This is a genomic window from Sphingomonas sp. P4_G2 (assembly GCF_056401155.1).
The window spans coordinates 267,844-294,455 of the sequence record NZ_JBFUJY010000004.1; the positions used below are offsets into that span (position 1 = coordinate 267,844).

General features: G+C 64.7%; 30 protein-coding genes and 1 tRNA gene. 14 read left to right on the top strand and 17 right to left on the bottom strand.

Going from position 1 to position 26,612, the window contains the following annotated elements; translation table 11 throughout:
* Positions 1-133: 133 nt before the first annotated feature.
* The 9 genes from AC1DRD_RS13390 to AC1DRD_RS13430 form a co-directional block, all read right to left on the bottom strand.
* Entirely contained in the window at positions 134-1,369 is a 1,236-nt protein-coding gene (locus AC1DRD_RS13390; protein ID WP_478041745.1) for an NADH-quinone oxidoreductase subunit D, read from the bottom strand.
* The gene (locus tag AC1DRD_RS13395) at positions 1,362-2,288 is read right to left on the bottom strand and encodes an NADH-quinone oxidoreductase subunit C (protein ID WP_478041746.1); all 927 of its coding nucleotides are present in this window, start codon (positions 2,286-2,288) and stop codon (positions 1,362-1,364) included. The genes AC1DRD_RS13390 and AC1DRD_RS13395 overlap by 8 nt, the downstream gene beginning before the upstream one ends.
* Positions 2,289-2,297: 9 nt before the next feature.
* Complete coding sequence (locus AC1DRD_RS13400; protein ID WP_478029531.1) at positions 2,298-2,825, bottom strand: NuoB/complex I 20 kDa subunit family protein; 528 nt, start codon at positions 2,823-2,825, stop codon at positions 2,298-2,300.
* Positions 2,826-2,866: 41 nt separating this feature from the next.
* Entirely contained in the window at positions 2,867-3,241 is a 375-nt protein-coding gene (locus tag AC1DRD_RS13405; protein ID WP_066804807.1) for an NADH-quinone oxidoreductase subunit A, read from the bottom strand.
* A gap of 102 nt (positions 3,242-3,343) precedes the next feature.
* A complete protein-coding gene (locus AC1DRD_RS13410) occupies positions 3,344-4,540 on the bottom strand; it encodes a GGDEF domain-containing protein (RefSeq protein ID WP_478041747.1) in 1,197 nt (398 codons plus the stop codon).
* A 133-nt stretch (positions 4,541-4,673) separates the two neighbouring features.
* Entirely contained in the window at positions 4,674-5,486 is an 813-nt protein-coding gene (locus tag AC1DRD_RS13415) for an inositol monophosphatase family protein (protein WP_478029263.1), read from the bottom strand.
* A 162-nt stretch (positions 5,487-5,648) separates the two neighbouring features.
* Positions 5,649-6,212, bottom strand: a complete 564-nt coding sequence (gene efp, locus AC1DRD_RS13420) for an elongation factor P (RefSeq protein ID WP_478029264.1) — start codon at positions 6,210-6,212, stop codon at positions 5,649-5,651.
* A gap of 35 nt (positions 6,213-6,247) precedes the next feature.
* Positions 6,248-6,946 carry a thiamine phosphate synthase gene (thiE, locus tag AC1DRD_RS13425; protein ID WP_478041748.1) on the bottom strand — a complete coding sequence of 233 codons (699 nt, stop codon included), beginning with the start codon at positions 6,944-6,946 and terminating at the stop codon, positions 6,248-6,250.
* 53 nt (positions 6,947-6,999) lie between these two features.
* Entirely contained in the window at positions 7,000-7,683 is a 684-nt protein-coding gene (locus tag AC1DRD_RS13430) for an O-methyltransferase (protein ID WP_478029266.1), read from the bottom strand.
* Between the two features lie 149 nt (positions 7,684-7,832).
* On the opposite strand from AC1DRD_RS13430, the gene AC1DRD_RS13435 reads away from it, so the two are divergent.
* Positions 7,833-8,306 (top strand): SRPBCC domain-containing protein, encoded by a 474-nt coding sequence (locus tag AC1DRD_RS13435; RefSeq protein ID WP_478041749.1) that lies wholly within the window; start codon positions 7,833-7,835, stop codon positions 8,304-8,306.
* A gap of 4 nt (positions 8,307-8,310) precedes the next feature.
* Positions 8,311-8,628, top strand: a complete 318-nt coding sequence (locus tag AC1DRD_RS13440; RefSeq protein ID WP_478029268.1) for an ArsR/SmtB family transcription factor — start codon at positions 8,311-8,313, stop codon at positions 8,626-8,628.
* Here the strand turns inward: AC1DRD_RS13440 and AC1DRD_RS13445 are convergent.
* On the bottom strand, positions 8,625-9,524 hold the full coding sequence (locus tag AC1DRD_RS13445) for a fructose bisphosphate aldolase (RefSeq protein ID WP_478029269.1): 900 nt from the start codon (positions 9,522-9,524) through the stop codon (positions 8,625-8,627). The two genes, AC1DRD_RS13440 and AC1DRD_RS13445, sit on opposite strands and share 4 nt — an antisense overlap.
* 245 nt (positions 9,525-9,769) lie before the next feature.
* Between AC1DRD_RS13445 and AC1DRD_RS13450 the strand changes: the two genes are divergently transcribed.
* Positions 9,770-10,267, top strand: coding sequence for a TlpA family protein disulfide reductase (locus AC1DRD_RS13450; protein ID WP_478041894.1), 498 nt, complete (start codon positions 9,770-9,772; stop codon positions 10,265-10,267).
* 1 nt (position 10,268) lies between these two features.
* Positions 10,269-10,739, top strand: a complete 471-nt coding sequence (locus AC1DRD_RS13455) for a TlpA family protein disulfide reductase (protein WP_478041750.1) — start codon at positions 10,269-10,271, stop codon at positions 10,737-10,739.
* Here the strand turns inward: AC1DRD_RS13455 and AC1DRD_RS13460 are convergent.
* Together AC1DRD_RS13460 and gap are read right to left on the bottom strand one after the other, a co-directional pair.
* A complete protein-coding gene (locus tag AC1DRD_RS13460; RefSeq protein WP_478041751.1) occupies positions 10,736-11,926 on the bottom strand; it encodes a phosphoglycerate kinase in 1,191 nt (396 codons plus the stop codon). The two genes, AC1DRD_RS13455 and AC1DRD_RS13460, sit on opposite strands and share 4 nt — an antisense overlap.
* 150 nt (positions 11,927-12,076) lie before the next feature.
* Entirely contained in the window at positions 12,077-13,084 is a 1,008-nt protein-coding gene (gene gap / locus AC1DRD_RS13465) for a type I glyceraldehyde-3-phosphate dehydrogenase (protein ID WP_478041752.1), read from the bottom strand.
* Positions 13,085-13,351: 267 nt separating this feature from the next.
* On the opposite strand from gap, the gene AC1DRD_RS13470 reads away from it, so the two are divergent.
* From AC1DRD_RS13470 to AC1DRD_RS13495, 6 genes are all read left to right on the top strand, one after another.
* Positions 13,352-13,525 carry a hypothetical protein gene (locus tag AC1DRD_RS13470; protein ID WP_169804179.1) on the top strand — a complete coding sequence of 58 codons (174 nt, stop codon included), beginning with the start codon at positions 13,352-13,354 and terminating at the stop codon, positions 13,523-13,525.
* The gene (locus tag AC1DRD_RS13475) at positions 13,518-13,826 is read left to right on the top strand and encodes a cell division protein ZapA (protein WP_478041753.1); all 309 of its coding nucleotides are present in this window, start codon (positions 13,518-13,520) and stop codon (positions 13,824-13,826) included. Before AC1DRD_RS13470 ends, AC1DRD_RS13475 begins: the two co-directional genes overlap by 8 nt.
* A 180-nt stretch (positions 13,827-14,006) precedes the next feature.
* Positions 14,007-14,555 (top strand): 5-formyltetrahydrofolate cyclo-ligase, encoded by a 549-nt coding sequence (locus AC1DRD_RS13480; protein ID WP_478041754.1) that lies wholly within the window; start codon positions 14,007-14,009, stop codon positions 14,553-14,555.
* The gene (locus tag AC1DRD_RS13485) at positions 14,552-14,776 is read left to right on the top strand and encodes a DUF2842 domain-containing protein (protein ID WP_478041755.1); all 225 of its coding nucleotides are present in this window, start codon (positions 14,552-14,554) and stop codon (positions 14,774-14,776) included. Before AC1DRD_RS13480 ends, AC1DRD_RS13485 begins: the two co-directional genes overlap by 4 nt.
* A 15-nt stretch (positions 14,777-14,791) precedes the next feature.
* Entirely contained in the window at positions 14,792-14,980 is a 189-nt protein-coding gene (locus AC1DRD_RS13490) for an antitoxin (RefSeq protein WP_478041756.1), read from the top strand.
* Positions 14,968-15,237, top strand: coding sequence for a type II toxin-antitoxin system RelE/ParE family toxin (locus AC1DRD_RS13495; RefSeq protein ID WP_478041757.1), 270 nt, complete (start codon positions 14,968-14,970; stop codon positions 15,235-15,237). The genes AC1DRD_RS13490 and AC1DRD_RS13495 overlap by 13 nt, the downstream gene beginning before the upstream one ends.
* Before the next feature lie 21 nt (positions 15,238-15,258).
* Here AC1DRD_RS13495 and AC1DRD_RS13500 read toward each other — a convergent pair.
* Together AC1DRD_RS13500 and AC1DRD_RS13505 are read right to left on the bottom strand one after the other, a co-directional pair.
* A tRNA-Asp gene (locus AC1DRD_RS13500) sits at positions 15,259-15,335 on the bottom strand.
* 59 nt (positions 15,336-15,394) lie between these two features.
* Positions 15,395-16,627, bottom strand: coding sequence for an AI-2E family transporter (locus tag AC1DRD_RS13505; RefSeq protein WP_478041758.1), 1,233 nt, complete (start codon positions 16,625-16,627; stop codon positions 15,395-15,397).
* A 53-nt stretch (positions 16,628-16,680) separates the two neighbouring features.
* On the opposite strand from AC1DRD_RS13505, the gene AC1DRD_RS13510 reads away from it, so the two are divergent.
* A complete protein-coding gene (locus tag AC1DRD_RS13510; protein ID WP_478041759.1) occupies positions 16,681-18,165 on the top strand; it encodes a glycerol kinase in 1,485 nt (494 codons plus the stop codon).
* Positions 18,166-18,185: 20 nt separating this feature from the next.
* Here AC1DRD_RS13510 and AC1DRD_RS13515 read toward each other — a convergent pair whose 3' ends face one another.
* Positions 18,186-18,911: a Crp/Fnr family transcriptional regulator gene (locus AC1DRD_RS13515; protein ID WP_478029281.1), complete on the bottom strand. Its 726-nt coding sequence runs from the start codon at positions 18,909-18,911 to the stop codon at positions 18,186-18,188.
* 81 nt (positions 18,912-18,992) lie between these two features.
* Here AC1DRD_RS13515 and AC1DRD_RS13520 point away from each other — a divergent pair, with 81 nt between their 5' ends.
* Positions 18,993-19,682 carry an aspartate/glutamate racemase family protein gene (locus AC1DRD_RS13520; protein WP_478041760.1) on the top strand — a complete coding sequence of 230 codons (690 nt, stop codon included), beginning with the start codon at positions 18,993-18,995 and terminating at the stop codon, positions 19,680-19,682.
* Between the two features lie 44 nt (positions 19,683-19,726).
* Here AC1DRD_RS13520 and AC1DRD_RS13525 read toward each other — a convergent pair whose 3' ends face one another.
* Positions 19,727-21,262, bottom strand: a complete 1,536-nt coding sequence (locus tag AC1DRD_RS13525; RefSeq protein WP_478041761.1) for a hypothetical protein — start codon at positions 21,260-21,262, stop codon at positions 19,727-19,729.
* A gap of 315 nt (positions 21,263-21,577) precedes the next feature.
* Here AC1DRD_RS13525 and AC1DRD_RS13530 point away from each other — a divergent pair, with 315 nt between their 5' ends.
* Both AC1DRD_RS13530 and AC1DRD_RS13535 read left to right on the top strand, forming a co-directional pair.
* Positions 21,578-23,083 carry an MFS transporter gene (locus AC1DRD_RS13530; RefSeq protein WP_478041762.1) on the top strand — a complete coding sequence of 502 codons (1,506 nt, stop codon included), beginning with the start codon at positions 21,578-21,580 and terminating at the stop codon, positions 23,081-23,083.
* A 44-nt stretch (positions 23,084-23,127) separates the two neighbouring features.
* Positions 23,128-24,822 (top strand): hypothetical protein, encoded by a 1,695-nt coding sequence (locus tag AC1DRD_RS13535; RefSeq protein ID WP_478041763.1) that lies wholly within the window; start codon positions 23,128-23,130, stop codon positions 24,820-24,822.
* Between the two features lie 26 nt (positions 24,823-24,848).
* On the opposite strand, the gene AC1DRD_RS13540 is transcribed toward AC1DRD_RS13535, so the two are convergent.
* A complete protein-coding gene (locus tag AC1DRD_RS13540; RefSeq protein WP_478041764.1) occupies positions 24,849-26,603 on the bottom strand; it encodes a class I adenylate-forming enzyme family protein in 1,755 nt (584 codons plus the stop codon).
* Positions 26,604-26,612: the final 9 nt, after the last annotated feature.

A 26,612-nucleotide genomic window follows, 5' to 3' on the forward strand; every position in this document is an offset into this window, starting at 1 on the left:
ACGACCCCGGGATAGCCAGAGACGAGATCGTCGCCCTGCTTCACCGATTTGATGAACGCTTTTGCGGTATCGGTATCGGGGCTAGCCCACGCAGTCGCAGGCGCCAACGCGAGACCTAGGATCAGAGCCGCTCTCACCGGTCGCACTCCCCGAACACGATATCGAGTGCGCCCAGGATCGCGGTGGTGTCGGCGAGCATGTGGCCCTTCGACATGAAGTCCATCGCCTGCAAATGGCTGAACGCGGTCGGGCGGATCTTGCAGCGGTACGGCTTGTTCGATCCGTCGGCGACCAGGTACACGCCGAACTCGCCCTTGGGGCTTTCGGTCGCGACGTAAACGTCGCCGGCGGGGACGCGATAGCCTTCGGTGAACAGCTTGAAGTGATGGATCAGCGCTTCCATCGACTGCTTCATCTCGGCGCGCTTGGGCGGTACCACCTTGCGGTCGTCACTGGCGATCGGGCCGTTCGGCATTTCGTTCAGGCACTGCTTCATGATCCGCGCCGATTGGCGGACCTCTTCGACGCGCACCATGAAGCGGTCGTAGCAGTCGCCGCGCGTGCCGACAGGAACGTCGAAGTCCATCTTGGCATAGGCGTCATAGGGCTGCGACTTGCGCAAATCCCAAGGAATGCCCGAGCCGCGGATCATCGGACCGGAGAAGCCCCAGCGCACCGCATCCTCGCGGCTGACGACGGCGATATCGACGTTGCGCTGCTTGAAGATGCGGTTGTCGGCGACCAGGCTGATCGCATCCTCGAACAAGCGCGGCAGGCGCGTGTCGAGCCAGTCGGCGATATCGGTCAGCAGCTTGAGCGGCACGTCCTGATGGACGCCGCCGACGCGGAAATAGTTGGAGTGCATCCGCGCGCCCGAGGCACGCTCGAAGAAATTGAGGCAATCCTCGCGGATCTCGAACAGCCACAGGTTCGGCGTCATCGCGCCTACATCCATCACATGCGACCCGAGGTTGAGCATGTGGTTGGAAATGCGGGTCAATTCGGCGAAGAACACGCGCAGATATTGCGCCCTGATCGGCACTTCGAGGTCGAGCAGCTTTTCCGCCGCGAGCACGAAACTGTGCTCCATGCACAGCGGCGAGCAATAGTCGAGCCGGTCGAAATAGGGCAGCGCCTGAGCGTAGGTCTTGTACTCGATCAGCTTTTCGGTGCCGCGATGGAGCAGACCGATATGCGGATCGACGCGCTCGATGATCTCGCCGTCGAGCTCCATCACCAGGCGCAACACACCGTGCGCCGCCGGGTGCTGCGGCCCGAAATTGATCGTGTAATTCTGGATCGTGACGTCGCCGACCGTCGGGTCCTCGGCGTCGGTCTTGCCCAGCATCTTGTCGAGCTGATCAACCATTGTTCGGCTCCGGCTTCTTCTTGGCGCGGCTCGGCTTGGCCGGCGCGTCGGCGGTCGGCGCATCCGGCTTCACGCGCGGCTTGGCGGCGACCTTGCGGGTCGACGGCGCCTTGGCGGCCTCGGGCGCGGCGGCGACGTCAGCCTTCTTCGCACGCGGCTTGGCTGCAGACTTGGGCTTGGCGTCGGCTTCAGCCTTTCCGGCACCGGTGTCGGCAGTGCTCTCGCTGACCTTGGGCTGCGCAGGGACAGCGGTCGGTGCAGGAGGTGGCGGCGGAGGCGCTGGAGGTGGCGGAGGTGGCGCAGCGGCCGCCTTCTCGTCACCCGGCAGGATATACTCGGCGCCTTCCCACGGGCTCATGAAATCGAACGTGCGAAAATCCTGCGCCAGCTTGACCGGCTCATAGACGACGCGTTTGGACTCTTCCGAATAGCGCAGCTCGACATAACCGGTCAGCGGGAAGTCCTTGCGCTGCGGATGACCAACGAAACCATAGTCGGTCAGGATGCGGCGCAGGTCGGGATTGCCCTCGAACAGCACGCCGTACATGTCGTAGACTTCGCGCTCGAGCCAGCCGGCGACCGGCCAGATTCCCGTCACCGACGGGACCGGCTTGACCTCGTCGGTCTGGACATGGACGCGAATGCGGTGGTTGCGAGTCAGCGAGAGCAGGCAATAGACCACCTCGAACCGGTCGGGCCGGTCGGGATAGTCGACCCCGGCGATCTCCATCAGCTGCTGATATTCGAGGCCGGGCGTGTCGCGCAGCAGGGTCATCGTCTCGACCAGGCTGTCGCGATCGACGGTGAACGATACTTCGTACGCGGCTTCGAGGCTCGACAGTATACGGCCGCCGAGCGTTTTCTCGGCCGCGTCGATCACGCCATCATTGGGCGCATAAGCGGGAGCGGAAGACTTCACGTCAGCCCCTCACCGCTCGATCGTGCCGGCGCGGCGGATCTTCCGCTGCAGCTGCATGATGCCGTAGAGCAAGGCCTCGGCGGTCGGCGGGCAGCCAGGCACATAGATGTCGACCGGCACGATGCGGTCGCAACCGCGCACGACGCTGTAGCTATAATGATAATAGCCACCGCCATTGGCGCAGCTGCCCATCGAGATGACGTATTTGGGCTCCGACATCTGGTCGTAGACCTTACGCAACGCCGGGGCCATCTTGTTGCACAAGGTACCGGCGACGATCATCACGTCCGACTGACGCGGGCTCGCGCGCGGCGCGGCGCCGAAGCGCTCGAGGTCGTAGCGCGGCATGTTGACGTGGATCATCTCGACCGCGCAGCACGCCAGGCCGAACGTCATCCACCACAGCGAGCCGGTGCGCGCCCATTGGAACAGCTCTTCGGCGCCGACGACGAGGAAGCCCTTGTCCTGCAGCTCGCCGTTCAGGCCGTCGAAGAAACCCTGGTCGGGCGGAATGACCGCCTGACCGCTGGTGCTCATCGGCAGCTCGACCGGGCCCGAATGTCCGATAATCGAAGGGGTCATTCCCAATCCAACGCTCCCTTCTTCCAGGCATAGACAAGGCCAAGCGCGAGTTCGGCGATGAAGATCATCATGCTGATCCACGCGGTCCAGCCGAGCGAGAACACGCTCACTGCCCAGGGGTAAATGAACGCCGCTTCCAGATCGAACACGATGAACAGGATGGCGATCAGGTAGAACCGGACGTCGAACTGGCTGCGCGGGTCCTCGAACGCGGGGAAGCCGCATTCATACTCGCTGAGCTTTTCCGGATTCGGCTGGTGCGTGCCGGTAAAACGGGACGCGATCATCGGCAGGAACACGAACGCGCTGGACAGCGCGATCGCGACGCCGAGGAACAGCAGGATCGGCAGATATTGTGACAGATCGACCACTATTGTCTCTCGCAGGTGCGAAACGTTGCGGCGTCTCTAGGACGGCACCTAGAGTCGGGCAAGGCCTCGAACCCGTGAGAATGATTCGCAATTAGCGGGAGATTAGGCGGCGGCGGCGACGCTGTCGGCCGCGGCGAGCTCGTAACGGTTTCGTCCGGCCATTTTCGCGCGATACAGTGCGGCGTCGGCGGCGATGGTCAGTTCGTGGATTGAGCGGCCGGGCGCCGGATGGATCGCCGCGACGCCAAGGCTGATCGTGACCTTTTCGGGCAGCGCGAAGCCGGGATCGTCGCTGCACGTCGCGACCATCACGCGGACGCGTTCGGCGATCGAAGCGGCACCGGCGCGATCGACCCCAGGCAGGATCAGCATGAATTCCTCACCGCCATGGCGCGCGGCGAGGTCGATCGGGCCGCGAAGGCCCGCCTGGAGCATCTCGGCAACCGCCTTCAGGCAGCGATCGCCTTCGCTATGGCCGTGCGCGTCGTTGAAGCACTTGAAGTGATCGACGTCGATCGCGACGACCGCCAGCGGCCCGCCGGACCGCAGCGCCCGCTCCCATTCGTCGGCGAGCCGGCTGTCGCGCTGACGGCGATTGGCCAGACCGGTCAGTGGATCGGTGCGGCTGACGCGTTCGAGCGCGTCGCACGCCTGTTCGAGCGCCTTGCCGCGCGCGCCGAGCGATTCGACCAGCGCCTGGTTGGCGGCTGCTAGGCGATGCGCGTGGAGTACTTGTCCCGCGAGCCGGCGGCTGACGCTGAGCAGCACGACCGTCATCACCGTGGCGGCGCCGGCCAGCGGCCAATGGCCGGGCCGATCGCCGGCGACGAATCCCAGCGCCGCGGCGACCATCACCGGTATCTCGAATGCGGCGTACATCGGCCAATAAGCGACATGCGCGATCGACAGCGTCAGGCCGCTCAGCGCAACGCAAACCGCGAACATGACCTCACTATCGGTGCCGGTCGCGACGATCAGTCCCAGCGCGCCACCCCATAGCAGTCCCGATGCCGCGGAGAACACGGTGAGCGACCTCGCCCAGTGCCGACTGGGGACATTGGCAAAACGGCCCGATTTATAGGCCATGGTCGCGGCGGTTCGCGCCCCGATGACGACCACGCTGGCGAGCACCCAGATCAGCAGCCAAATCGTATTGCCCTGCTGCCAGAAAAGGCCGGCCATCATCGTCGAGCCGAGCAGGTCCATGCCGATCATCGCCACCGCGATCGAATAGATCGCCTCGATCCGCGTCTTCAGGAATACGTCGTCCCTGGACGTCGAAGAGGGCGTCGAAACCATGCGCTCGCATAGTCCCGCTGTCGTTAAGGTCAGGTTATGTAATTTGCCGAGATACTCATAATGGAACCGAAACAATCGGTGCGAGCAGTGACCGGCGCGGCTGCCGCGAACAGCAGGATCGCCGGCCAGCGCATCAGCGCAAGGCGCCGGCGACCAGCTTGTGCAGTTTGGAATGAAGCACGTCATTGCCGGCGAGGAACTCGTTGCGCTCCATCGTGCGGTCACCACCGCGGAAATCGGTGACGAAGCCGCCGGCTTCCTTGACCAGCAACACGCCCGCCGCGACGTCCCAGGGCTGCAGGTCGGATTCCCAGAACCCGTCGAACCGTCCCGCCGCGACCCAGGCGAGATCGAGCGCGGCCGAGCCGAGCCGGCGAATGCCGGCGACTTCGGGCGCCACCGCGCCGAAGATGCGGCTCCACTGCGCGAAATTGCCATGGCCCAGGAATGGGATGCCGGTCGCGATCAGCGCGTCGGGCAGATCGCGTCGCGACGAGACGCGCAACCGGGCATCCTGCAGCCAGGCGCCCTTGCCCTTTTCCGCCCAGAAGCTCTCGTCGGTCAGCGGCTGATAGACCAGAGCGGTCGTGATCTCACGCTTGCCGTTCGCCATCGGCTCCTCGACCGCGATCGAGATCGCGAAATGCGGGATGCCGTGGAGGAAGTTCGAGGTGCCGTCGAGTGGATCGATGATGAAGCGCGGCTTGTTCGGATCGCCGGCGATCTCGCCGCCTTCCTCGGCCAGGATCGACCAGTCAGGCCGCGCCCTGCGCAGTTCCTCGACCAATGTCTCCTCGGCGCGCTTGTCGGCCATCGACACGAAATCGGCCGGCCCCTTGCGGCTGACCTGGAGGTGCTGGACCTCGTTGAAGTCGCGACGCAGACGCGGCGCCGCCTTGCGCGCGGCGCGCTCGATGACGGTGAAAATGCCGGAATGGGAAGGCAATCTATCGCTCCAAAATCACTCCTCTCCCGCTTGCGGGAGAGGGAGGGGCCCGCCGCCGGAGGCGGTGGGAGGGTGAGGGTCTTCTTTCTTCGACGTCAGGACTGAAGAAGGAAGAAGACCCTCACCCAACCCTCTCCCGCAAGCGGGAGAGGGCTTACAATATCAGTCCGCCCGGCGAACGTAGGTCTGCTCATACACATCGACAACGATCCGCGTCCCCGCGGCAATATGCGGCGGGACCATGATGCGGACGCCGTTGTCGAGGATCGCCGGCTTGTAGCTCGACGATGCGGTCTGGCCCTTCACCACCGCATCGGCCTCGACGATCGTCGCCTCGATCGTGTCGGGCAGCTGGACGCTGATCGGATCGTCGTCGTGCAGTTCCATCACCACGTCCATGCCGTCCTGCAGGAACGCGGCGGCGTCGCCCAGCAGGTCGCGCGGCAAGGTGGTCTGCTCGTAGGTGTCCTTATCCATGAACACCAGGCTGTCGCCCTCGGCGAACAGGAACTGGAAGTCCTTCGTATCGAGACGGACGCGCTCGACGGTCTCGGCCGAACGGAAGCGGACATTGTTCTTGCGGCCATCGCGCAGGTTCTTCAGCTCGACCTGCATATACGCCCCACCCTTGCCGGGCTGGGTGTGCTGAATCTTGACGGCGCGCCAGATGCCGCCTTCATATTCGATGATATTGCCGGGACGAATGTCCACGCCACTGATCTTCATGCGATGTACCTGCTGGAAAGAGCGAAACCGCGCCTTTAGCCAGCCGGCCCCGATCCGGCAAGCACCGCGCCGAACGCGCGCACCGCCGCCGCCTCGTCTTCGCTCCATATCGCGCTCGATACCGCGAGGAAATCGGCGCCCGCCGCCACCAGCGGCGCGGCGTTTTCGGGGGTGATCCCGCCGATCGCGACGCAGGGCAATTCGAACAGGGCCGACCACCAGCTGAGGATCACCGGTTCGGGCCGATGCTTCACGTCCTTGGTCGGGGTCGGATAGAAGGCACCGAACGCGACATAGTCCGCACCCGCATCCCCCGCTTCCATCGCCAAATGCCGGCTGTCGTGGCACGTCACGCCGATCTGGACATCCGGGCCGAGCACCGACCGCGCCTCGCGCGGATCGCCATCTTCCTGGCCGAGATGGACGCCATCAGCGCCCAACCGCTTGGCCAGCGAGACGCTGTCATTGACGATGAACGCGACCTCGCGATCGGCGCAGATGCGCTGGAGCGGCTCAGCCAGCCTGGCAGCCTCGTGCTGGTCGACGTCTTTCACGCGAAACTGGAACGCCGCCACCGGCCCGGCATCAAGCGCGCGCGCCAGGCGGTCCGGAAACGCGCCGCCGACGTCGAGCGGCGAAATCAGATAGAGCTGGCAAGGCGGCCGTCGCACATCACGTTTGAACGAGGTGGCGAAATTCGGATCGAGCGGGCCGAGCGGGTCTTCAGTGTCCATCCGCCGCCCCTAAGCCGTGTCCTTCCGACCGGCAACCACTCCCCTTCTCAGTTTCAATCGACCACCGCGATCAGGAAGCCGTCCCATTTCTTGATGCCGACCGTCTGCACCGCGGTCGCGGTCAGTCGCGGTTCGCGACCGACCTCCTCGAACAGTCTGCGCGTTCCCTGGATGCGCTCGTCGCCGCTCGCCGCATCGAGCACCCCGCCCTCGCGGATCACGTTGTCGACCACGATCGTGGTGCCGGGGCGCGACATGGCGAGCGCGGCGCGGACATAAGCGGGGTTGTTCTGCTTGTCGGCATCGATGAACACGAAATCGAACGGAGCCTCGTTGGCCGCGATCATCGCCTGGAGCGAGTCGAGCGCCGGACCGGTGCGGATATCGACACGGTCGCCGAGCCCAGCTTTGGCAACGTTATTGCGCGCAACGTCCGCATGATGCGGATCGATCTCCAGCGAGATCAGCTTGCCATCCGCGGGCAGCGCCCGCGCCAATTCGATCGTCGAATAGCCGCCGAGCGTGCCGATTTCGAGAATGCGCCGCGCGCCCGCCATCCGCGCGAACAGATGGAGCATCCGGCCCTGCGCGGGCGACACATCGATGTCCGGCAATCCGCCGGCAGCATTGGCCGCGAGCGCCGCCGAAAGCGCGGGGTCGTCGCCGAGCAGACGATCCGCGATAAAGGCGTCGACGGCGCTCCAGCCCGGATTTTGCTCTCCGACTCGCTCGACCATGGCAATCCTCCCGACTGAGGCGGCGCTTACCGCGCTGCGCCCTTTTCTCCCTCGGCCATGCTGCGTCAATGCGACAATAGTGAAGTCATGACTTGACTAATTATCGGCAGGCGAATATTGAAGCAACGACTTCACTAAAGGAGCGAGTTATGCCGGACGGACATGTCACTCACGCCACCTTCACGATCGAGCGCAGCTACAAGGCGGACCCCGCGAGGGTGTTCGAAGCGCTCAGCGATCCTGCCATCAAGCGCCAATGGTATGCAGCGAACGATCAATCCGAACTCGTCGCCTTCGGGAGCGACTTCCGCCCCGGCGGGGCGCAACATCTCGGCTACAGATTTGGCGACAACAGCCCCTTTCCCGGCGTGTCGCTAACCGACGACAGCATTTTCCAGGCGATCGTCCCAGGCAGCCGGATCGTCACGACCGGCATGATGGCGATCGGCGGGGCGCCGATGTCGGTGTCGCTGACGACGTTCGAGCTCATCCCCAATGGCGAGGGCACCGATCTGGTCTGCACCAATCAGGTAGCCTTCTTCGAAAATGCCGACGGCCCGGTGATGCGCGAGCATGGCTGGCGCGTCCTGCTCGACAAATTGGGCGAGGTGATCGAAGGCTGAGCGGGTGACGCCCGATCTCGACCGATTGTTCCAGGCTCTGGGGGACCCGACCCGCCGCGCGATCGTCGATCGCCTGGCGGAAGGGCCGGCATCGGTCTCTCGGCTCGCCGAGCCATTGAGCGTCACGGTAACCGCGATCGCCCAGCATTTGCAGGTGCTCGAGCAATGCGGCGTGGTGCGCACCGAAAAGGTCGGGCGCGTGCGGACGGCATCTTTGGTGCCGGACGGCCTGACGCCGGTCGAACGCTGGGCGCGCGAGCGGCGGTCGATGCTCGAAAAACGGCTCGATCGTCTCGCCGAGATCCTCGGCGAAGGCGATTAGGCCGCGACTTTGTCGACCGATGCGTCGTAAATCTCGTCGATCGCCTCGGCCAGCGCGCGGTCGAATTCCTCGTCGCTCATCTGGTGACGCAAATCCTCGAGCAGCGCGCGGCTGAAGCTCGCGATAATGCCCCGATTCTTCGCCAGCTCGGCGCAGGCATCGGTCCGGTTATACCCGCCCGACAGCGCGACAACGTGCAGCACCCGCTGATGCTCGACCAACGGCAGGAACAGGCCGGGTTCGGCGGGCAGCGACAGCTTGAGCATTACCTTGTCGTCGCCCGGCATGGCGTCGAGCGCCTTGAGAATCTCCTCGAGCAGGATCGCATCGGCCTCCGCACGCTCCGGGCTCTTGATGTTCACCTCGGGCTCGATGATCGGCATCAGGCCGTGGCTCAGCACTTGCCGCGCGATCTCGAACTGCTGTGCGACGATCGCGGCAATGCCTTCGCGGTTGGCGAGATTGACGACCGACCGCTCCTTGGTCCCGAACATGCCGAGCCCGCGCGCACGCTCGAGCAAAGCGTCAAGCCCCGGCATCGGCTTCATCAGCTGGACGCCATTGACCTCCGCCTCCAGGCCCTTGTCGATCTTGATGAACGGCACGACGCCAATATCGTGGAGCGCCTGGGGCACCGGCTTGCCATTGGCCTGGCCATCCATGGTGCGCTCGAACAGGATCGCGGCGATCACCTTTCCGCTGGCAAAGGCCGGCGCGGTGATGATCCGCACGCGCATCTGGTGGATCAGATCGAACATCTCTTCATCGCTCGACCACGCGCCTTCCTCGATGCCATAGCCTTTGAGCGCCTTGGGGGTCGACCCGCCGCTCTGGTCGAGCGCGGCGATGAAGCCGTGTCCGGTGGCAATCTTGGCGGTCATTTCAGCGGTCTGCATGGTCGTTTCCCGTCTGTGCATACGTATGTGTGGCGGCTGTTAGACAGCGTCCGGCGGCTCCGCAATGGGCCGATGATCGCTGTAACCGGTTAGATGCCTTCCACCCGTCCAAAGCCGTCCTGATGCGCCCAAACAATGTCTCCTTTTTGGAGCTTTCGCCCGATTGACCTACTGCGGCGGCGCGCTCACGCTGATATCAGGTCGACAAGGGGGTAGTTGTGGGGCGGATCGCAAGCACAGCAAGGATGATCGTCGCGGCGGCGGCGCTCGCCACTGCGACAATCGGCATGCCGGTTGCCGCGGGCGAGAAAATGAAGGTCGGCGAGCCCGCTCCCGATTTCACGCTTACCTTGATCGACGGGACCAAGGTCACGCGCGACGAGCTCCGCGGGAAGGTCGTCGTGCTTAATTTCTGGGCGACGTGGTGCGTGCCGTGCCGCACCGAATTGCCGACGCTCGATGCCTATTACTACCAGCGCAAGGAGGCGGGGCTCCGCGTATTCGCGGTGACGACCGAGGATTCGCTTCCCACCTATCAGCTCAAACAGCTGTTCTCGGTTATGCACATCCAGCCGGTCCGCAAGGTCAAGGGACCGTATGACGTGATCGGCAACGGCGTCCCGACCAATATCGTCATCGGGCGCGACGGCCGCGTGCGCTACGCCAAGGCCGGCGCTTTCGATCTCGACATGCTGAACCAGCTCCTCGTGCCGCTGCTGCGCGAGCCCGCGCCCGCGACCTGACATGCGCCTGTTCCGACAGATATCCACGCTGTTCGCGGCCGCAGCGCTGGCGACGCCCGCGATCGCCGGGGCACCCGGCCTGCCCGGCGCGATGACGCTGACCGGCGGGCAGCGCATGACGCTCGGCGACTTGCGCGGACGCGTGGTGGTGATCAATTATTGGGCGAGCTGGTGCGTACCCTGCCGGACCGAGATCCCTCTCCTCGCCCGCTATTATCGCCAGCATCTGTCGCAGGGCCTGGTCGTCATCGGCATTTCAGTCGATCCCGGCGCCAACGGCAAGGGTCAGGCGACCGCGACCTCGATCCCCTACCCTCAGGCAACCTGGGTCGGGGGCACCGACATCGCGGTGTCGGCGGTGCCGATGAGCTATGTGATCGATCGTCACGGGCGCGTCCGCTACCAGAAAGCCGAGGCTTTTACCGCGAAGAGCCTCGACGCCGTCGTCCGTCCGCTACTTGCCGAGCGTTAAGAGCTTAGCGCCTTAACACCCGGAAGTTCCTTGCCTTCCATCCACTCGAGAAAGGCCCCGCCCGCGGTCGACACAAAGGTCATGTCGTCGGCGACACCTGCCTGGTTGAGCGCGGCGACGGTATCGCCGCCCCCCGCCACCGACACCAGCGAACCTTCGCGGGTCAGCGCCGCGACCGTCCTGGCTAGACTCATCGTCGCGACATCGAACGGTGGCGTCTCGAACGCGCCAAGCGGACCGTTCCACACCAGCGTGCGGCAGTTCTTGAGCACATCGCCCAACGCCTCGGTCGCGGCCGGCCCGATGTCGAGGATCATCTCGTCGGGCTGAACTTCATGGACGTTGACCGTGCGCGTTTCAGGGTTCGGCCTGAATTCCTTCGCGACCACCGCGTCATAGGGCAGATGGATCGTGCAACCGGCGGTCTCAGCCGCGTCGAAAATCTCTTCCGCCGTGCCAGTCAGATCATGCTCGGCCAGGCTCTTGCCGACATCGACGCCGCGCGCGGCGAGAAACGTATTGGCCATGCCGCCGCCGATGATCAGATGATCGACTTTGGTGACCAGATGCTTGAGCACGTCGAGCTTGCTCGAAACCTTGGCCCCGCCGACCACGGCTGCGACCGGATGCTCGGGATCGCCCAGTGCCTTGTCGAGCGCGTCGAGCTCGGCTTCCATCTGTCGGCCCGCGAATGACGGCAACCGGTGCGCCAGCCCTTCGGTCGAGGCGTGCGCGCGGTGTGCGGCGGAGAAGGCGTCGTTGACGTAATAATCGCCGAGCGCGGCCAGCCGCTCGATCGTCTCGGGCGCGTTCTTTTCCTCGCCTGGATCGAAGCGCGTATTCTCGAGGATCGCAACATCGCCGTCTTTGAGCGTCGCGATCGCCTCGGCCGCGCCCTCGTCGTCGATGAAGCGCACCGGCCGGCCGAGCACTTGCTCGAACGGGCGGGTGACGAGCGCCAGACTCATCCCGGGATTACGCTGGCCCTTGGGCCGCCCGAAATGCGCGAGGATCAGGACCTTGGCGCCCTTGTCGGCGAGCTCGGCAACGGTCGGCACCGCGGCGCGCAGCCGGGTATCGTCGGTGACCTGGCCGTCGGCCATTGGCACGTTGAGATCCTCGCGGACCAGCACACGCTTGCCCGCGATGCCACCCATGTCGTCAAGCGTCTTGAAGTTGCGCGCCATTTATACCTCCGTCACCCCAGCGAAAGAACATCGGGTTGAGCATGCCCCACATGCTCAAGGATCGTCCGGGGGACGATCCGACCCGATGTTGGTCTCTGGCCGTATTTCCTACCACGAGATGCCAGCTTTCGCTGGCATAACGCTGATTTCTCAGATCAACGCCGCCATCGCCTTGGCGGTGTCGACCATGCGGTTCGAGAAGCCCCATTCGTTGTCGTACCAGCTGAGGACGCGAACCAGCTTGCCTTCGAGCACCGTGGTTTCGAGGCTGTCGACGGTCGACGAAGCGGGCGAGCCCATCAGGTCGATCGAGACGAGCGGCTCGTCGGTGTAATCGAGCACGCCCTTGAGCTTGCCTTGCGACGCTGCCTTCAGCGCGGCGTTGATCTCTTCCTTGGTCACGTCGCGCTTCGGCGTGAAGGTCAGGTCGATCAGCGACACGTCGGGAACAGGTACGCGGATCGCCGAGCCGTCGAGCTTGCCCTTCAATTCGGGCAGCACCTCAGCGACCGCGCGGGCGGCGCCCGTGGTGGTCGGGATCATCGACATCGCCGCCGCCCGCGCACGGCGCAGGTCGGAATGGATCTGATCGAGGATCTTCTGATCGTTGGTATAAGCGTGAACCGTGGTCATCAGGCCGCGCTCGATGCCGAATTCGTCATTGAGCACCTTGGCGACCGGCGCCAGACAATTGGTCGTGCACGACGCGTTCGACACGATATTGTGGTCGGCGGTCAGCTTGTCGTGATTGACGCCATAGACGACGGTCAGGTCGACATTCTTGCCGGGCGCCGAGATCAGCACCTTCTTGGCGCCGGCATCGATATGCTTCTGGCAAGCGTCACGATCGGTGAAGAAGCCGGTGCATTCGAGCACCAGGTCGACGCCCAGTTCCTTGTGCGGCAAATTGCCCGGATCGCGCTCGGCGGTGACGCGGATGCGCTTGCCGTCGATCACCATGTCCTGGCCTTCGGCATGAACTTCGCCGGGCCATTTGCCGTGGACCGAGTCGCGCTTGAACAGCCAGGCATTGGCCTTGGCGTCGCCCAGATCGTTGATCGCCACCAGGTCGAGACCGGTATCGCCTTGCGCGAGCATCGCGCGCGCTACCAGACGCCCAATCCGTCCGAACCCGTTGATCGCAACCTTCACCGCCATGTTGTTTCGCTCCTTGAGCTGCTGATGCCGGCACGCGCGAATGGGGCCGGTCGGTCGCGGCTGCCTTTGGGGATGCCGGGGCGGCGCGTCAACCGTCAGGGCCGCGTATTTGCTCCCGGATCGGCCGCAATGGCGCCGATCACAACGTCATCGACTAGCTCGTCGCGGTGCGACGCATTGGCTTGAGGCGATCGCTGGCGGCGAGCCCGAGCCCTTTGCGCGGCGAAACGATCTTGTCGCGCCCCCCCGCCGTGCTATCTCCCCCCGATGGCAGACGCTTCCCCGACCGATCGGATCGACGCCGCGCTCGCCCGCATCGAACGCGCCGTCGCGGCGCGCGACAGGAGCGCGCAGGACCTGAAGACACGACACGAATCGCTGCGCGCCCGCGTCGGCGAAGCGATCGCCGCGCTCGATGCGCTGGGCGCGCGAAATGGCTGAGGTCACGCTGACGATCGGCGACCGCCGCCACAACGTCGCTTGCCGTGACGGCGAGGAAGCCCAGCTTCGCCGATTGGGAGAAATGCTTGACCAGCGCTGGGCGATGGCCAACCGCGCCTCGGGCGGTCTCAACGCCGAACGCACCATGCTGCTGATCGCGCTGATGCTCGCCGACAGCCTCGATCAGGCGGAAAACCGCCCCTCGGCGGATGGCGGCCCTAGCCCCGCTTTTCTCAACCGCCTCGCCGATCGTCTGGAAGCGCTTGCCGAGACCCTTGAGAAACCGGCACCGAGCGCCTAGATTCATGGCCGGCGGGTACTGCCCGATACGAGCCTTTATTATCCCTGAGGCTATTCATCATCCATGGGGGCTGTCCCTGTCCGGATCCTGGTCCGACGCATATGGCCCCCACCTGACGTACCGTGCGTCAGAGGATAACCCGGCAAACGGTCTACGGTGGTCCCGCCACTCCATCGGATCATGACAATCAGCAACAAACAGGCATTGCGGGCGCGCCTCCGCGCCGCGCGCGACGCCTTCGTCGCCGGCAAGCCGTCGCCGATCGCGGTACCGGACGCCTTCCACGCGCGGCTCGATCGCGGTCTGACCGTCACTTCCTATGTCCCGATCGGCAGCGAAGCCGATCCCTCGCCGCTCGCGCTCGCCGCGGTCGAGGCGGGATGCGTTCTTGCCCTCCCCCATGTCACGGTGCGCAGCGAACCGATGCGCTTCCTGGCCTGGGAAACCGAGGCGGCGCTCGAGGCCGGTCCGTTCGGCCTCAGCCAGCCCACGGCGCTGGCTGCCGAATTGCGCCCCGACATCATCCTGACCCCGATGCTCGCGTTCGACGCAAAGCTCGATCGACTGGGTCAGGGTGCAGGCTATTATGACGGCGCGTTCGCACGCTTCCCCGATGCCTGGCGCGTCGGCGTCGCCTGGAGCGTCCAATTGGTAGAGGATTTGCCGGTCGATCCATGGGATATGGCGCTCCACGCCGTCGTTACCGAACAGGGATGGATTACACGATGAACCCGCCGCCGACACCGCGCTGGCAAAAGCCGGTGGGCATGCTCGCCATCCTGGTGCTGATCGCGATCTGGTGCATCGCGGTGGTCAGTCTGTCGCCCTGGGTTGGGCGCTGGCCGGCACTGGCGCAATTGCTGTTCTACGTCGTGACCGGGATCGTGTGGCTGTGGCTGCTGCCGATGCGGCGCATGCTGCGCTGGATGGAAACCGGGGTGTGGAAGTAGCGCCGTATTCGCGCTATGTTTCCCATCATGAACGTGGAACGCGATCTCTTTGAGATGAGCCCCGAAGCCGAAGCGGCCGCTGACGCAAAGGCGTTGGCCGATATCGCGGCGGGCAAGGGCGTTCCGCACGAGAAGGTCGTTGCCTGGCTCAAGACCTGGGGTACACCCCAGGAGGGACCGCCGCCCACGGAATGGTTCGAATAATCTGGCTCGAGGATGCGATCGTCTCGCTAGAGGCGATCCGCGGATATCTTCGTCAGTTCAATCCGGAGGCTGCTGATCGCTTCGTTCAGCGACTGATAGATGCCGGCAACAGTCTTGCCGACTTCCCAAATCGCGGGTGTCTCACCGTCGACGGCTTCCGCGAACTCGTTTCTACCCCACCCTACGTGCTGCGCTATTGGGTAGCAGACGAGGTCGTCTACATAGTGCGCATCAAACATGGACGGCAGCAGCGCTGAGCCATTTCGGTTCACCGAAAATGGCGCGAGTGACGGGGCTCGAACCCGCGACCTCCGGCGTGACAGGCCGGCGCTCTAACCAACTGAGCTACACCCGCTTGGAAGCGTGAGGCGCGGCCACTAAGCGAGCGGCCCCCCAGTGTCAACAGCGGTCAAATCAGTTTTGTCGCACGCCCCAGCGGCCGCGCTTGCGCTCGCTGACCAAGGTGCCGTGCTCGAACAGGAAACCGGCGATGTCGGGCTTGCCCGCTGCTCCGATCACAGTCTGCATGATGATCAAGAGCGGCACCGCGAGCAACGCGCCCGGCGTTCCCCACACCCAGCTCCAGAAGCTCAACGAGATCAGGATCAGCACCGGGCTGATCGTCAGGCGATGACCGACGATGAACGGCGTGACCGCATTGGCCTCGAGCAAGTGGCAACCGATCATGATGCCGGCAGGCATCAGCGCCACCCAGATGTCGGGAAAGGTCATCAACCCGCCGACCGCGAGTAGCAACGCCGCGACGATCGGCCCGAAATAGGGAATATAATTGAGCAAGGTGACGATGCCGCCCCACATCAGCGGATAGGGCATGCCGATCAGCCACAAGGCGCCCGAGACGATCAGCCCGAGCACGATGTTGATCGCGGTGATCGTGCCGAGATAAGCGGAGACGTCGTCGACCACGTCCTGGATCACGCGCGCGGTCGCCATCGCGCCGCCGAAGCTCGCGCGGCTGGTGATCGTCCGGCGCCGCGTCCGCGTCCAACCGGCGAGGAAGAAGAACACCACCAGCACCCCGAAGAATATCTGCACCAGTGCGGTCGGCGCGGAGGTGGCGATGAGATCGAGCAGCGAACTCGGCGGCGACACCGAGGTCGTGGCGCGGACCTTGGGGATGGTGGCGATATGCGCCGCCGCCTTGTTGATGTATTTTTCGAGGCTCGCATAGAGATCGAGCACCGGCGCCAGATTGGCCTGGATCCGGTCGATCCGCTCGGGCAAGCGGCGGAAGAACTCGATCGCCGGGACGACGATCGCAGCCAGCGCCACGTTCGCCGCGGCCAGGAACGTCAGCACGCAGATCAGCGCCGCGAGCCAGGACGGCAGCCGCCGCCGCTCGAGCCATTCGAGCACCGGGATCAGCGCGATCGAGATGACCAAAGCGATCGTGATCGGCAGGAAGAATTCGGCGCCGGCCTTGAGCGCGAACGGCAGGCCGATCACCAGCCCGACGCCAGCGATCAGCGTCAGCGCAGCGAGCAGGCGATCGCGCCTGGGGTCGATTACCGGCGGCGGACTATCGTCGGTCGACGCCGGCGTCTCGGGCGCGCTCGGCGCAACGGCAGCGGCGCCCCCAATCGTCGCCGACAAACTCGCCCCCGTGCCGCTCTCGCCATTACTCATAGCGCTTCCGTAGCGCCATTGGCGGGCAAAGTAATCCCGGCTAGCGTCAGGAGATGAGCGAGAAGCTGCTGATCATCGACGAAGGCACCACTTCCACCCGTGCGATGCTGTTCGCGCCCGACGGCCAATGCCTGGGCAGCGAATCGGCCGACCTGACGCAGCATTACCCCTCCCCCGGACTGGTCGAGCACGATGCGGCCGAAATCTGGGATCGGACCTTCGCCTGCGCACGGAAAATGGTCGAGCTGGCGGGCGGAGCCGAGGCGGTAGCGGCGATCGGCATCACCAACCAGCGCGAGACGGTGGTGTTCTGGGACAAACAGACCGGCGAACCGCTGGCGCGGGCGATCGTCTGGCAGGACCGGCGCACGGCGTCATGGTGCCGCGAGCTCAAGGAGGCCGGGCACGAGCCGACGGTCCAGGCCCGCACCGGGTTGCTGCTCGACCCCTATTTCTCGGGATCCAAGATCGGCTGGGCGATGGCCAATTGGCCGCAGCTCAAGGCCGCGGGCGACCGACTGGCGGTCGGCACGATCGATTCGTGGCTGGTGTGGAAACTGACCGCGACCAAGGGCCGAGGCGGGCTGCACATCACCGATGCGACCAATGCCAGCCGCACGGCGCTGATGGCGATCGGCAGCGGGCATTGGGACGACGGGCTGATCGAGCTGTTCGACGCGCCGCGCCAGGCGCTTCCAGAAATCGTCGATTGCGCGGGCAATTATGGCACCACGAGCCTGTTCGGCGCGCCGATTCCGATCTGCGGCATGGCCGGCGATCAGCAGGCGGCGACGATCGGCCAGGCCTGCCTGACGCCGGGCGACACCAAGGCGACGTTCGGCACCGGCGCGTTCGTGCTGACGCAATATGGCGCGCACCAGCCGACGTCGAAGAACCGGCTGCTGGCGACGGTGGCGTGGCAACTCGGCGGCCGGCGCGCTTATGCGCTGGAAGGATCGGTGTTCGTCGCCGGTAGCCTGGTCCAATGGCTGCGCGATTCGCTCAAGCTGATCGCCGCCGCCGACGAAACCGAGGCGTTGGCGCGGTCGGTCGCGGACAATGCCGGGGTCTATCTGGTCCCCGCCCTGTCCGGCCTGGGCGCACCATGGTGGGAAGCAGAGGCGCGCGGCAGCATGTCGGGGCTCAGCTTCACTGCCACGCGCGCGCATATCGTCCGCGCCGCGCTGGAGGCGATGGCGCACCAGGCCAATGACCTGAAGACCGCTTTCGCCGCCGATGGCGCCGACTGGACGACGCTCAGGATCGACGGCGGCATGGTCGCCAATGATTGGATCGCACAGGATCTCGCCGACATGCTCGAGGTCGAGGTGGAGCGGCCGGTCTTCGCCGAAACCACCGCGCTCGGCGCGGCGATGCTGGCGGGCGTCGGCATCGGCTTGTTCAAGGATCTGAAGGCGGCGTCAGCCATGCGCGGCAAGCTGGACGCTTTTCATTCCGCTTTGGCCCCCGACGCCCGGCAGACCCGGCTCGATGGCTGGGCAGCGGCGGTCAAATCGGTGATCGCCGCCGCGCACTGACGCCATGCCTGATCGCGCGCTTATGGCGTGCGGGTATGATTGTCGAAATAGAGGTAATCGGACTGAAATTCGCCGGTCGAGGCGAGGCGATCGAAATCCAGCATCGTGACGATGCGATCCGATACCTCGACCATGCCCGCCTCACGCAGCACGCGTAGAGTGCGATTGACGTGGACCGAGGTCAGTCCGCATGCCTCGCCGAGGTCCTGCTGGGTCAATGGCCAGGCGAAAGCGTTATCCTCGACCAGCCCGACCGCATCGAGCCGCGTATAGGTTTCGCACAACATGTGCGCGACGCGGCCCACAGCGTCGAGCCGGCCCAGCCGGAAAATCCATTCGCGATGCATGGCGGCATCGAGCAGGGTCGAGAACCACAACACGCGTCCCAGATGTGGCAGGCGCTCGATGATCTGCGTCAGCTTGTCGTGCGGCGCATAGGCGACGGTGCACTCGCTCAACGTCGCGATATCGTGATCGAGCCGTTGCAGCGGATAACCATGCAGATCGACGAAATCGCCCGGCGTCTGGATGCTGACGAGCTGCCGGTGGCCGTCCGACCCGTCCATATAGCGGCACATGAACCCCGAGATGAGAAAGGTCGACCGCGTGACGACATCGCCCCGGCTAGTCACCACCTTGCGCCGCGGCAGCGTCACCGGCGCGGTCAGGACGCTCTCGATTGCCTCCTTTTCGTCATCACTCAACTCGCGGCGACGGCGGCCGCGCAGGAAATTGTCTGTCAGCATGATCGTTTTCGAACCTCTTCGCTTGCGTAACGATCGTGCGCGCGCCTTGGTTTCGTCATGAGAAAAAGCGATAGCGGCACGATGAAGACGATTGGCCTGATCGGCGGCATGAGCTGGGAAAGCTCGGCACAATATTATGCGATCATCAATCGCGCCGTTCGCGACCGGCTCGGGGGTTCGCATTCGGCCAAGATCCTGATGCACTCGCTCGATTTCGGCGAAATCGAACGACTTCAGCACGATGGCGATTGGTCCTCGCTAACCGTCCAAATGGTGGATGTCGCAAAACGCATTCAGGCCGGTGGCGCCGATTTCGTCCTGATCTGCAGCAACACGATGCATCTGATGGCCGACGCCATGGCAGCCGAAATCGATATTCCCTTGCTCCATGTCGTCGATCAGACATCGGCGGCCATCGTCAAAGCGGGGCTGAAGCGCGTCGGACTGCTCGGTACCGCCTTCACGATGGAAAGGCCGTTCTATCGCGACCGGCTCGCCGCGGCGGGGCTCGAGGTGCTTATCCCCAGCGACGCGGATCGGCGCGATGTCCATCGCGTGATCTATGAGGAATTGGTCGCGGGTAAGTTCGAGCCAGTTTCGCGCCAGATCTATCGCGAGGTGATCGCGCGGCTCGTCGAACGCGGCGCCCAGGCGATCGTGCTGGGCTGCACCGAAATCATGCTGCTGGTGGACCAGTCGGACAGCGCGGTGCCGTTGTTCGATACGACCAGCCTTCATGCGCTCGCGGCGGTCGACCTGGCGCTCGGCTGATAACCGGGGGCAGTCGCCTGCCCCCGGCCCCGCCGAATGGCCGTCTATTTGCGGGCTGCGACTGCTTCCGTCCGCTGGTCGGGCGCCAGCGCGCGGTCGCTGATCGACCATAAAGCATCGACGCCGATCTTGCCGTTCAGCACGGCATTGTTGAGCGCGAAGATGTCGAGCGCGCTCGGACCGCCGGGCGCTTCATATTCGGTGCTCGACGCCGGCCACGCCGCGCGGTGATGGCAATTCATGCAATTGGTCTTGATCGGATGGTCGGCGGCGAGTTCGATATAGGGATTGAACGCCACCGGCCATTGGTTGCTGCCCGAACTCGCGGGAATGCCATAGGTCGCCGCCATCAGATAATTGCGCCACGGCCCCGGCGCGTCGACCGACGACAGGTTCGGCCGGTCGGCAGCATGGGGATTGATGCCGGGCGAATCGTTCCACCACACCGATTGGAACGTCCAGGCCGGCTGTTCCTTGGTCATGATGTGCATTGCCACCAGGATCAGATAGTCGCCCTGCTGGAACATCCGGCCATAAGCATAATAAGCCGAGGCATCGAGTATCGCGCGATCGCATTGCGCCATTGTCGAGAGATCGGGTTTGTAATTGTAGAAGCGGTCGACCCCGACCACGCGCGGCTTGGCATAGGTGTTGGGCCCGAGCGGCTTGCCGTTCATCGTCACGCCGTGGAGGAAACTGACCGAGGACGGGATGACTTGCGCCGCCGGCGTCGTGGTCACCGCCACCGCTTTCGGCCATTTCTTCTGGATTTCGAAGCCGGCATAGACACCGTCGTCCGACGCCGGATCGTCCCAGATCGGCAGCGCGGTGAACTGGCCCGCCGCCACCGGCCACATCATCGGCTTGAGCACGATCGAGCCATCGGGCATCGCCGCCATCTGCTTGGTCTGGTTGGCCGGCGGGATCAGCCCGTTGAGCGTCGACTGCAGATAAAGCTTGTTGTTGCGGATCCAGTCGAAGGCGGGCTGGTTGTAGATGACCCCCGCCACCATCACGTCGCCGTTATTCTGCAAGGTCGGGCCGTTCGCCAGAGCGTAGTCGGCGGGCGTCGTTCCCTGCAGACACGGCGTGCCCGTGTAGCGATCGACCACCGGCTGCGGCACGGCATAGGTCGGCGAGACAGGGAAGTTGATCGGGTCGGTCCCAGTACTCGCTCCGTTGTTGAGCTTGAACTTGCGCATCGGGACGGTAGCGACCGCCGGCTGGGTCTTGGCGAGCTTGGCGGTGACCGCGGGGTCGGGCGCGAATGCCTGGGTTTCGGTGCACCAGCTTTGCCAGATCGGCTTGCCGCCGGCCATCGTGTTGAGCGCTGCCCAGACGTTCCAGCCGTGCTGGCGTGTGCGGGCGACGTCGCCGCTCGTCACCCAGCCTTCGACCGTGGCGGCCTTTTGCGGATAGTCGAACCCCGACGGGATATTCCGCGGCGTCGGGCAAGTGGCGTTGGCCATATTCGTCGCGGGCTTGGTAGACGACGTCTTCATCGTGCACGCAGCGGCGAAGACCAGCATCGCGCCGATCAAGGCGGCCGATTGGAATGGGCGGCGAACAGCGAAGCGCATCATGGCATCCCCCCGTATTTATGGGAGAATGTTACGCCTTCGGTCGCCGGCAAGCCAGCAAGGAAGCCACCATTCCGGACGGATTCCGTTGGAGCGCCCCCCCGCGCACGCTTGTGGTGAGCACCGTCGCACGCGGCGTCGAACGGGCCGGCTTGAGGCCTCGGATTGACTTCCAACTCGCGCCCAGCCCTATTGTCAGCCGTTCGGGACAGCGTCGTCGGGCGCCTATAGCCTGCGTGCATCGAACCCCAACGGACCGCGATTGACTCGCGGCACCCGACATCGCTTGATGTAGCGGACGAGCTGGGGAGCACGATGACCACTAATACGGCGCCGCCGCGGGTCACCGCTTCCCAAGTCGTGGGAGTCACGCTCGGCAACGCACTCGAATTCTACGATTTCCTGATCTTCACCTTCTTCGCGGTCGAGATAGGCCACACCTTCTTCCCGGCCACCGACCCGCAGTCGAGCTTGCTCGCGGCGTTGGCTACGTTCGGCGCGGGGTTCCTGACGCGACCGCTTGGCGGGCTGGTGATCGGCGTGCTTGGTGATCGGCTCGGGCGCCGGCCGATGATGCTGTTGTCGTTCGCGCTGATCGGTGTCGCCAGCCTGGGCGTGGCGCTGACGCCCTCCTACGCCGCCATCGGCATCGCCGCGCCGCTCCTGGTGCTGTTCTGGCGCCTGGTCCAGGGATTCGCGCTGGGCGGAGAGGTCGGCCCAAGCACTGCGTTCCTGGCGGAAGCGGCACCGCCGCATCGCCGCGGCCTGTACGTCTCGATGCAGATGTTCGGGCAGAATGTAGCGGTCCTGGTCGCCGGACTGATCGGACTCGCGCTGGCGCAAGTGATGGACGATGCAACGCTCGCCAGCTGGGGATGGCGGATCGCACTGGCGCTCGGCGTTGGCGTTGTCCCGATCGGGCTCATGCTCCGGCGGACATTGCCCGAGACCCTCCCCAGCGACGCTCCGGCACCGCGGCTTCGCGACTATCGCCGCATCGCCATCATCGCTTTCGTGGCGCTGCTGTCCGGGGCGGTCATGGCCTATATCACTAATTATTTGACCACTTTCGCTACAACCACGCTCCACTTGCCGCCGAGTACTGCTTTCTGGGCGACGATCGTGGTGGGGATCGGCGTCGGTGTTGCCACGATCGGGCTTATGCGTCGGCGGACATCGCCCGAGACCCTACCCGGCGATACCTCCGCGACGGGGGGGCCGCTGTTTCGCGACTATCGCCGTACCGCCATTATCGCCTTCGTGGCGCTGCTGTCGGGGACGATCATGACCTATGTCACCAATTATTTGACGACCTTCGCCAAGACGACGCTGCACTTGCCGTCCGGCACGGCCTTCTGGGCGACAATCGCGGTGGGGATCGGCGGGACGATCGGCGCGCCGATCGGCGGCTGGCTGGCCGATCGCTACGGCCGGCGGCCGGCGATGATCTTGCCGATGCTGTTCGTCTGCCTGATCACCCTGCCCGCTTTCTGGTTGCTGACCATTGCGCCCGGCAAAGCGAGCCTGTTTCTGGTGGGATGCATATTGCGGCTGTCGATCGGCATCGCGTTGAGCGCGGTGCTGGTCCACATCACCGAGGACTTCCCCGCGCGCATCCGCTCGGGCGCGCTGGCGATCGTCTATGCGCTGGCGATCTCGATCTTTGGCGGATCGACCCAGTTCATGGTCGCCTGGCTGACCGGGATCACGAGCAACCCACTGGCGCCTGCCTGGTACATGGCCGGCGCGGCGCTGATCGGGGTTGTCGCGATGGCCTTCGCGCGTGAGACCGCCCCGTCAAAGGCGCCAGCCGCGCGCTGAGCACCTGCCCGGTCGTATTCGTCCTATATGGCCAGGCGAGCGCAATGGCAGGATGCATCGCGTCGCACTCACTCGGGACAACGCTGATGATCCGTGCCGCGCTCGTCGCCATCGCGCTGTTCGCCGGCGCGTTCCTTGTCTGGCCGCAGCGCGTGCGCGCCGAATTGCCGGGCTCGTGCCGCAGCGAAGGCTATCTCGCGCGCTTCGACCCCCGCCTGGGACCGCAGGATTGTGTGGTAATCGCCACCGCCGAGATCAATTGGCGCGGCGGCCATGCAACCTTGCGGGCGATCCGCCTGAGATCGACGACCATGCCCGACGAGGCGCAGGCCGCCGCCGACATGCGAGACGCCGCCGGGCGGATCGGCGGCGCGATGGACCGCATGGGCGGCGGCATGCAACTCGACGACGTCACCGTCCTGTTCAGCAATTATGCGTCGCCGCCGACGACATCGGGCGATCAGCAACTGGTCAAGGGCGCCTATATCGCCGCGGCCGGCCGGCCCTATGCCAACGAGTGCGCGGTCGGCTATTTCAAGGCAGGGCGCGCGCACGATTCGAACGATCTGGTCTTCACCGTGGCGCACGAAGTGTTTCATTGCATCCAGTGGAAGACCTGGCCCACTTCGCGCGAGGATGGCTGGCTGATCGAGGGATCGGCGGAATATTTCGGCTACCTCGCCAAGCCGGACTTCGGCGCTGGCTTCATTCCGCAGTTCGACGCGCACATCCAGCGCCACGCGCTGAACGAGATGGATTATCCCGCGGTGGTCTATTTCCTATGGCTCGGCGACAAGAACGGGCCGCGAGCGGTACGCGATTTCATCCCCGGCTATGATCTCGACATGGAATCGGCGCTTCCCGCCGACACCTGGCTGCGGTTCGGACAGGATTATTTCGACGGCAACATCAAGATGCCCGACCACAGGCTGTCGCTACCGTCGAGCCCTCAGATCACGACCACGCGATCGATCAACGCGACGACGCGGATCGCCTCTCCCGCTTACCCACCCTACTCGCTCAACGAGGAAATCTGGGCCTTCGCCGCCAACAAAAGATACGATCTGACCTATTCGCCACGCCCCGCTGACACGCGGATCACCTGGCGCAAGGACCAGGGTGGCGGCTGGGTACAACCGCTGACCAATTTATCGACCTGCGGCAACGAGCAGCGCTATCGCATGCTCTACGTCAGCACCAACAGCTACGGCTACGGCAACACCAATGTCCGCGCGCAGCCGGCATCGGGCACCACCTGTTCATGCCCGATCGGGACTTGGGAGGAGACATCGGAGTCGCTGCACCATTATTTCGAGCAGACGTCGATGCCGGGCGGCGCGCCGCCCGAATATATATCGGGCGGGCGGCGGCTGACGCTCAATGCCGATCATACCGGATCGCTGGCCTATGAAGGCGTGATCACCGAGACGCACAGGGCGGCCGATTTCTGGCTGCGCCAGACCAAGACGGGCGGCACCCGATTCACGTGGAAGGTGCTCGACGGCAAGCTGCTGACCGTCCTGCAGCCCGGCGGCAACCTGCTCACCCTGTACAATGAATTACACTCGCCCGGCGGGACGACGATCGAAAACCGCCGCGCCGGCGCGCAATCGATCGGCCACAGCTTCTTCTGTGACGCATTGGGGCTTCACCTGCGCCAATTGCCCCGGCCGCCGAGCCCGATCCCGGGGATGCAAACCAATTTCAACGTCGACATGGATTTCGCCCCGGCGGGCTAAACGCCGACACCAACGCCGGTATCAACTCAAGCCGCTTGGCTCGCGCGATCCTCGAACAGCACCTTCAAATCCTTCTTCAGGATCTTGCCATTGGCGTTGCGTGGCAGCGTCTCGTAGACGAAGCGGATCGCCACCGGCGTCTTGAACGCCGCCAGTCGCTCACGCACCCAGGCCTGCAATTCCGCCTCGGTCGCGGTGGTGCCCGGGGCGAGATGGACCACCGCCGCCGGCTCCTCGCCCAACGTCCGGTGCGGGATGCCGATCACCGCGGCGTCAGTCACCGCGGGATGCTCGTAGAGCGCGTTCTCGACCTCGGACGAATAGATATTCTCGCCACCGCGGATGACCATGTCCTTGGCGCGGTCGACGATGAACAGGAAGCCCTCCTCATCGAGCCGCGCGAGGTCGCCGGTGCGCACCCAACCGTCGACAAAGGTCTCCGCGCTCGCTTCGGGCTTGTTCCAATAGCCCTTCACGATCATCGGACCGCGCGCCCAAAGCTCACCCACTTCCCCGGGCGGCAACACCGTGACCCCGTCCTCGGCACGAATTTCGAGGTCGGCGGTCGCTACCGGCGGACCGGCGCTGGTCGGGCGGTTGAGATAATCCTCGCTCGAATGGCTGGTGACGGTCGCCATCGTCTCGGTCATGCCCCAGCCATTGCCGGGGAGCGCACCGAATTCCTCGTAGATCTTCTTGACCAATTCGGGCGCCGAAGGGGCGCCGCCATAAGCAATCGCTTCGATCGAGGAGAGATCATATTTGTGGCGATCGGGATGTTCGAGCAATTGCCAGGCGATGGTCGGCACGCCGCCGGTCATGTTGACCTTTTCGCGCTCGATGATCTCCATCGCCTTCACGGTGTCCCATTTGCGCATGAAGATAGTGGTGCTGCCGCTGGCCATCGTCCCCATCAGCCCGGCCGAGCAGGCGGTGACGTGGAACATCGGGATTACCGTCAGGCTGGTGCGCGGAATCGGGTCGGGAATCGGTTCGCCGCGGCGGACGAAGCTGCGCGCTGCCGAAAATCCGCCGGACATGATGTTGGTGACCAGATTGCGGTGCGTGCCCAGCGCGCCCTTGGGATTGCCGGTGGTACCGCTGGTGTAGAAGATCGTCGCGTCATCATCGCTATCGATCTCGACCCGCGGACGATCGTCTGCGGGCAGGTCCGCCCAGCTTTTCGCGCCGCCGATAATGTTTTCGAGCGCGGTGGTGCCCGCGATCGGCGCTGGCGAGCGGGCAATGATCAGATGCTCGACGTTGGTCAGGGCTGAAAGATGCGGTCTGATCCGCTCGTACCGTTCGACGTCGACCAGCAGCACCTTCGCGCCCGAATCGTTGACGCCATATTCGAGTTCGGCACCCGTCCACCAGGCGTTGAGCGGCACCGCGATCGCGCCGAGCGTCGTGATCGCGAAGAAGATCACCGGCCATTCGGGCAGGTTGCGAGTCGCAAAGGCGACGCGATCGCCTTTGCCGACGCCCATATCCTGAAAGGCGCGGGCGAGCACTGCCGTCGCGCGGTAATTCGCCTCGTAACTGACGCGTTCGTCCTCGAGGATAGTGAATAGTCGCTTGCCATGCGTGCGCGACAGATCAAGCAGGACGCCCAGATCGTGCGGCGCGTGTTTCCATATGCGCGTCGGCACGCCGCGAATCTCGATCGTCTCCATCTCGAACTTGCTGCCCGGTGCGGTCAGCGCGGCGGTCGCGTCCTTCAGCGAAACCCTGGGCCATGCCGGATCGAGGGCGATAACGGGTTCGGGTGCGCCATTCATTGACAAGGA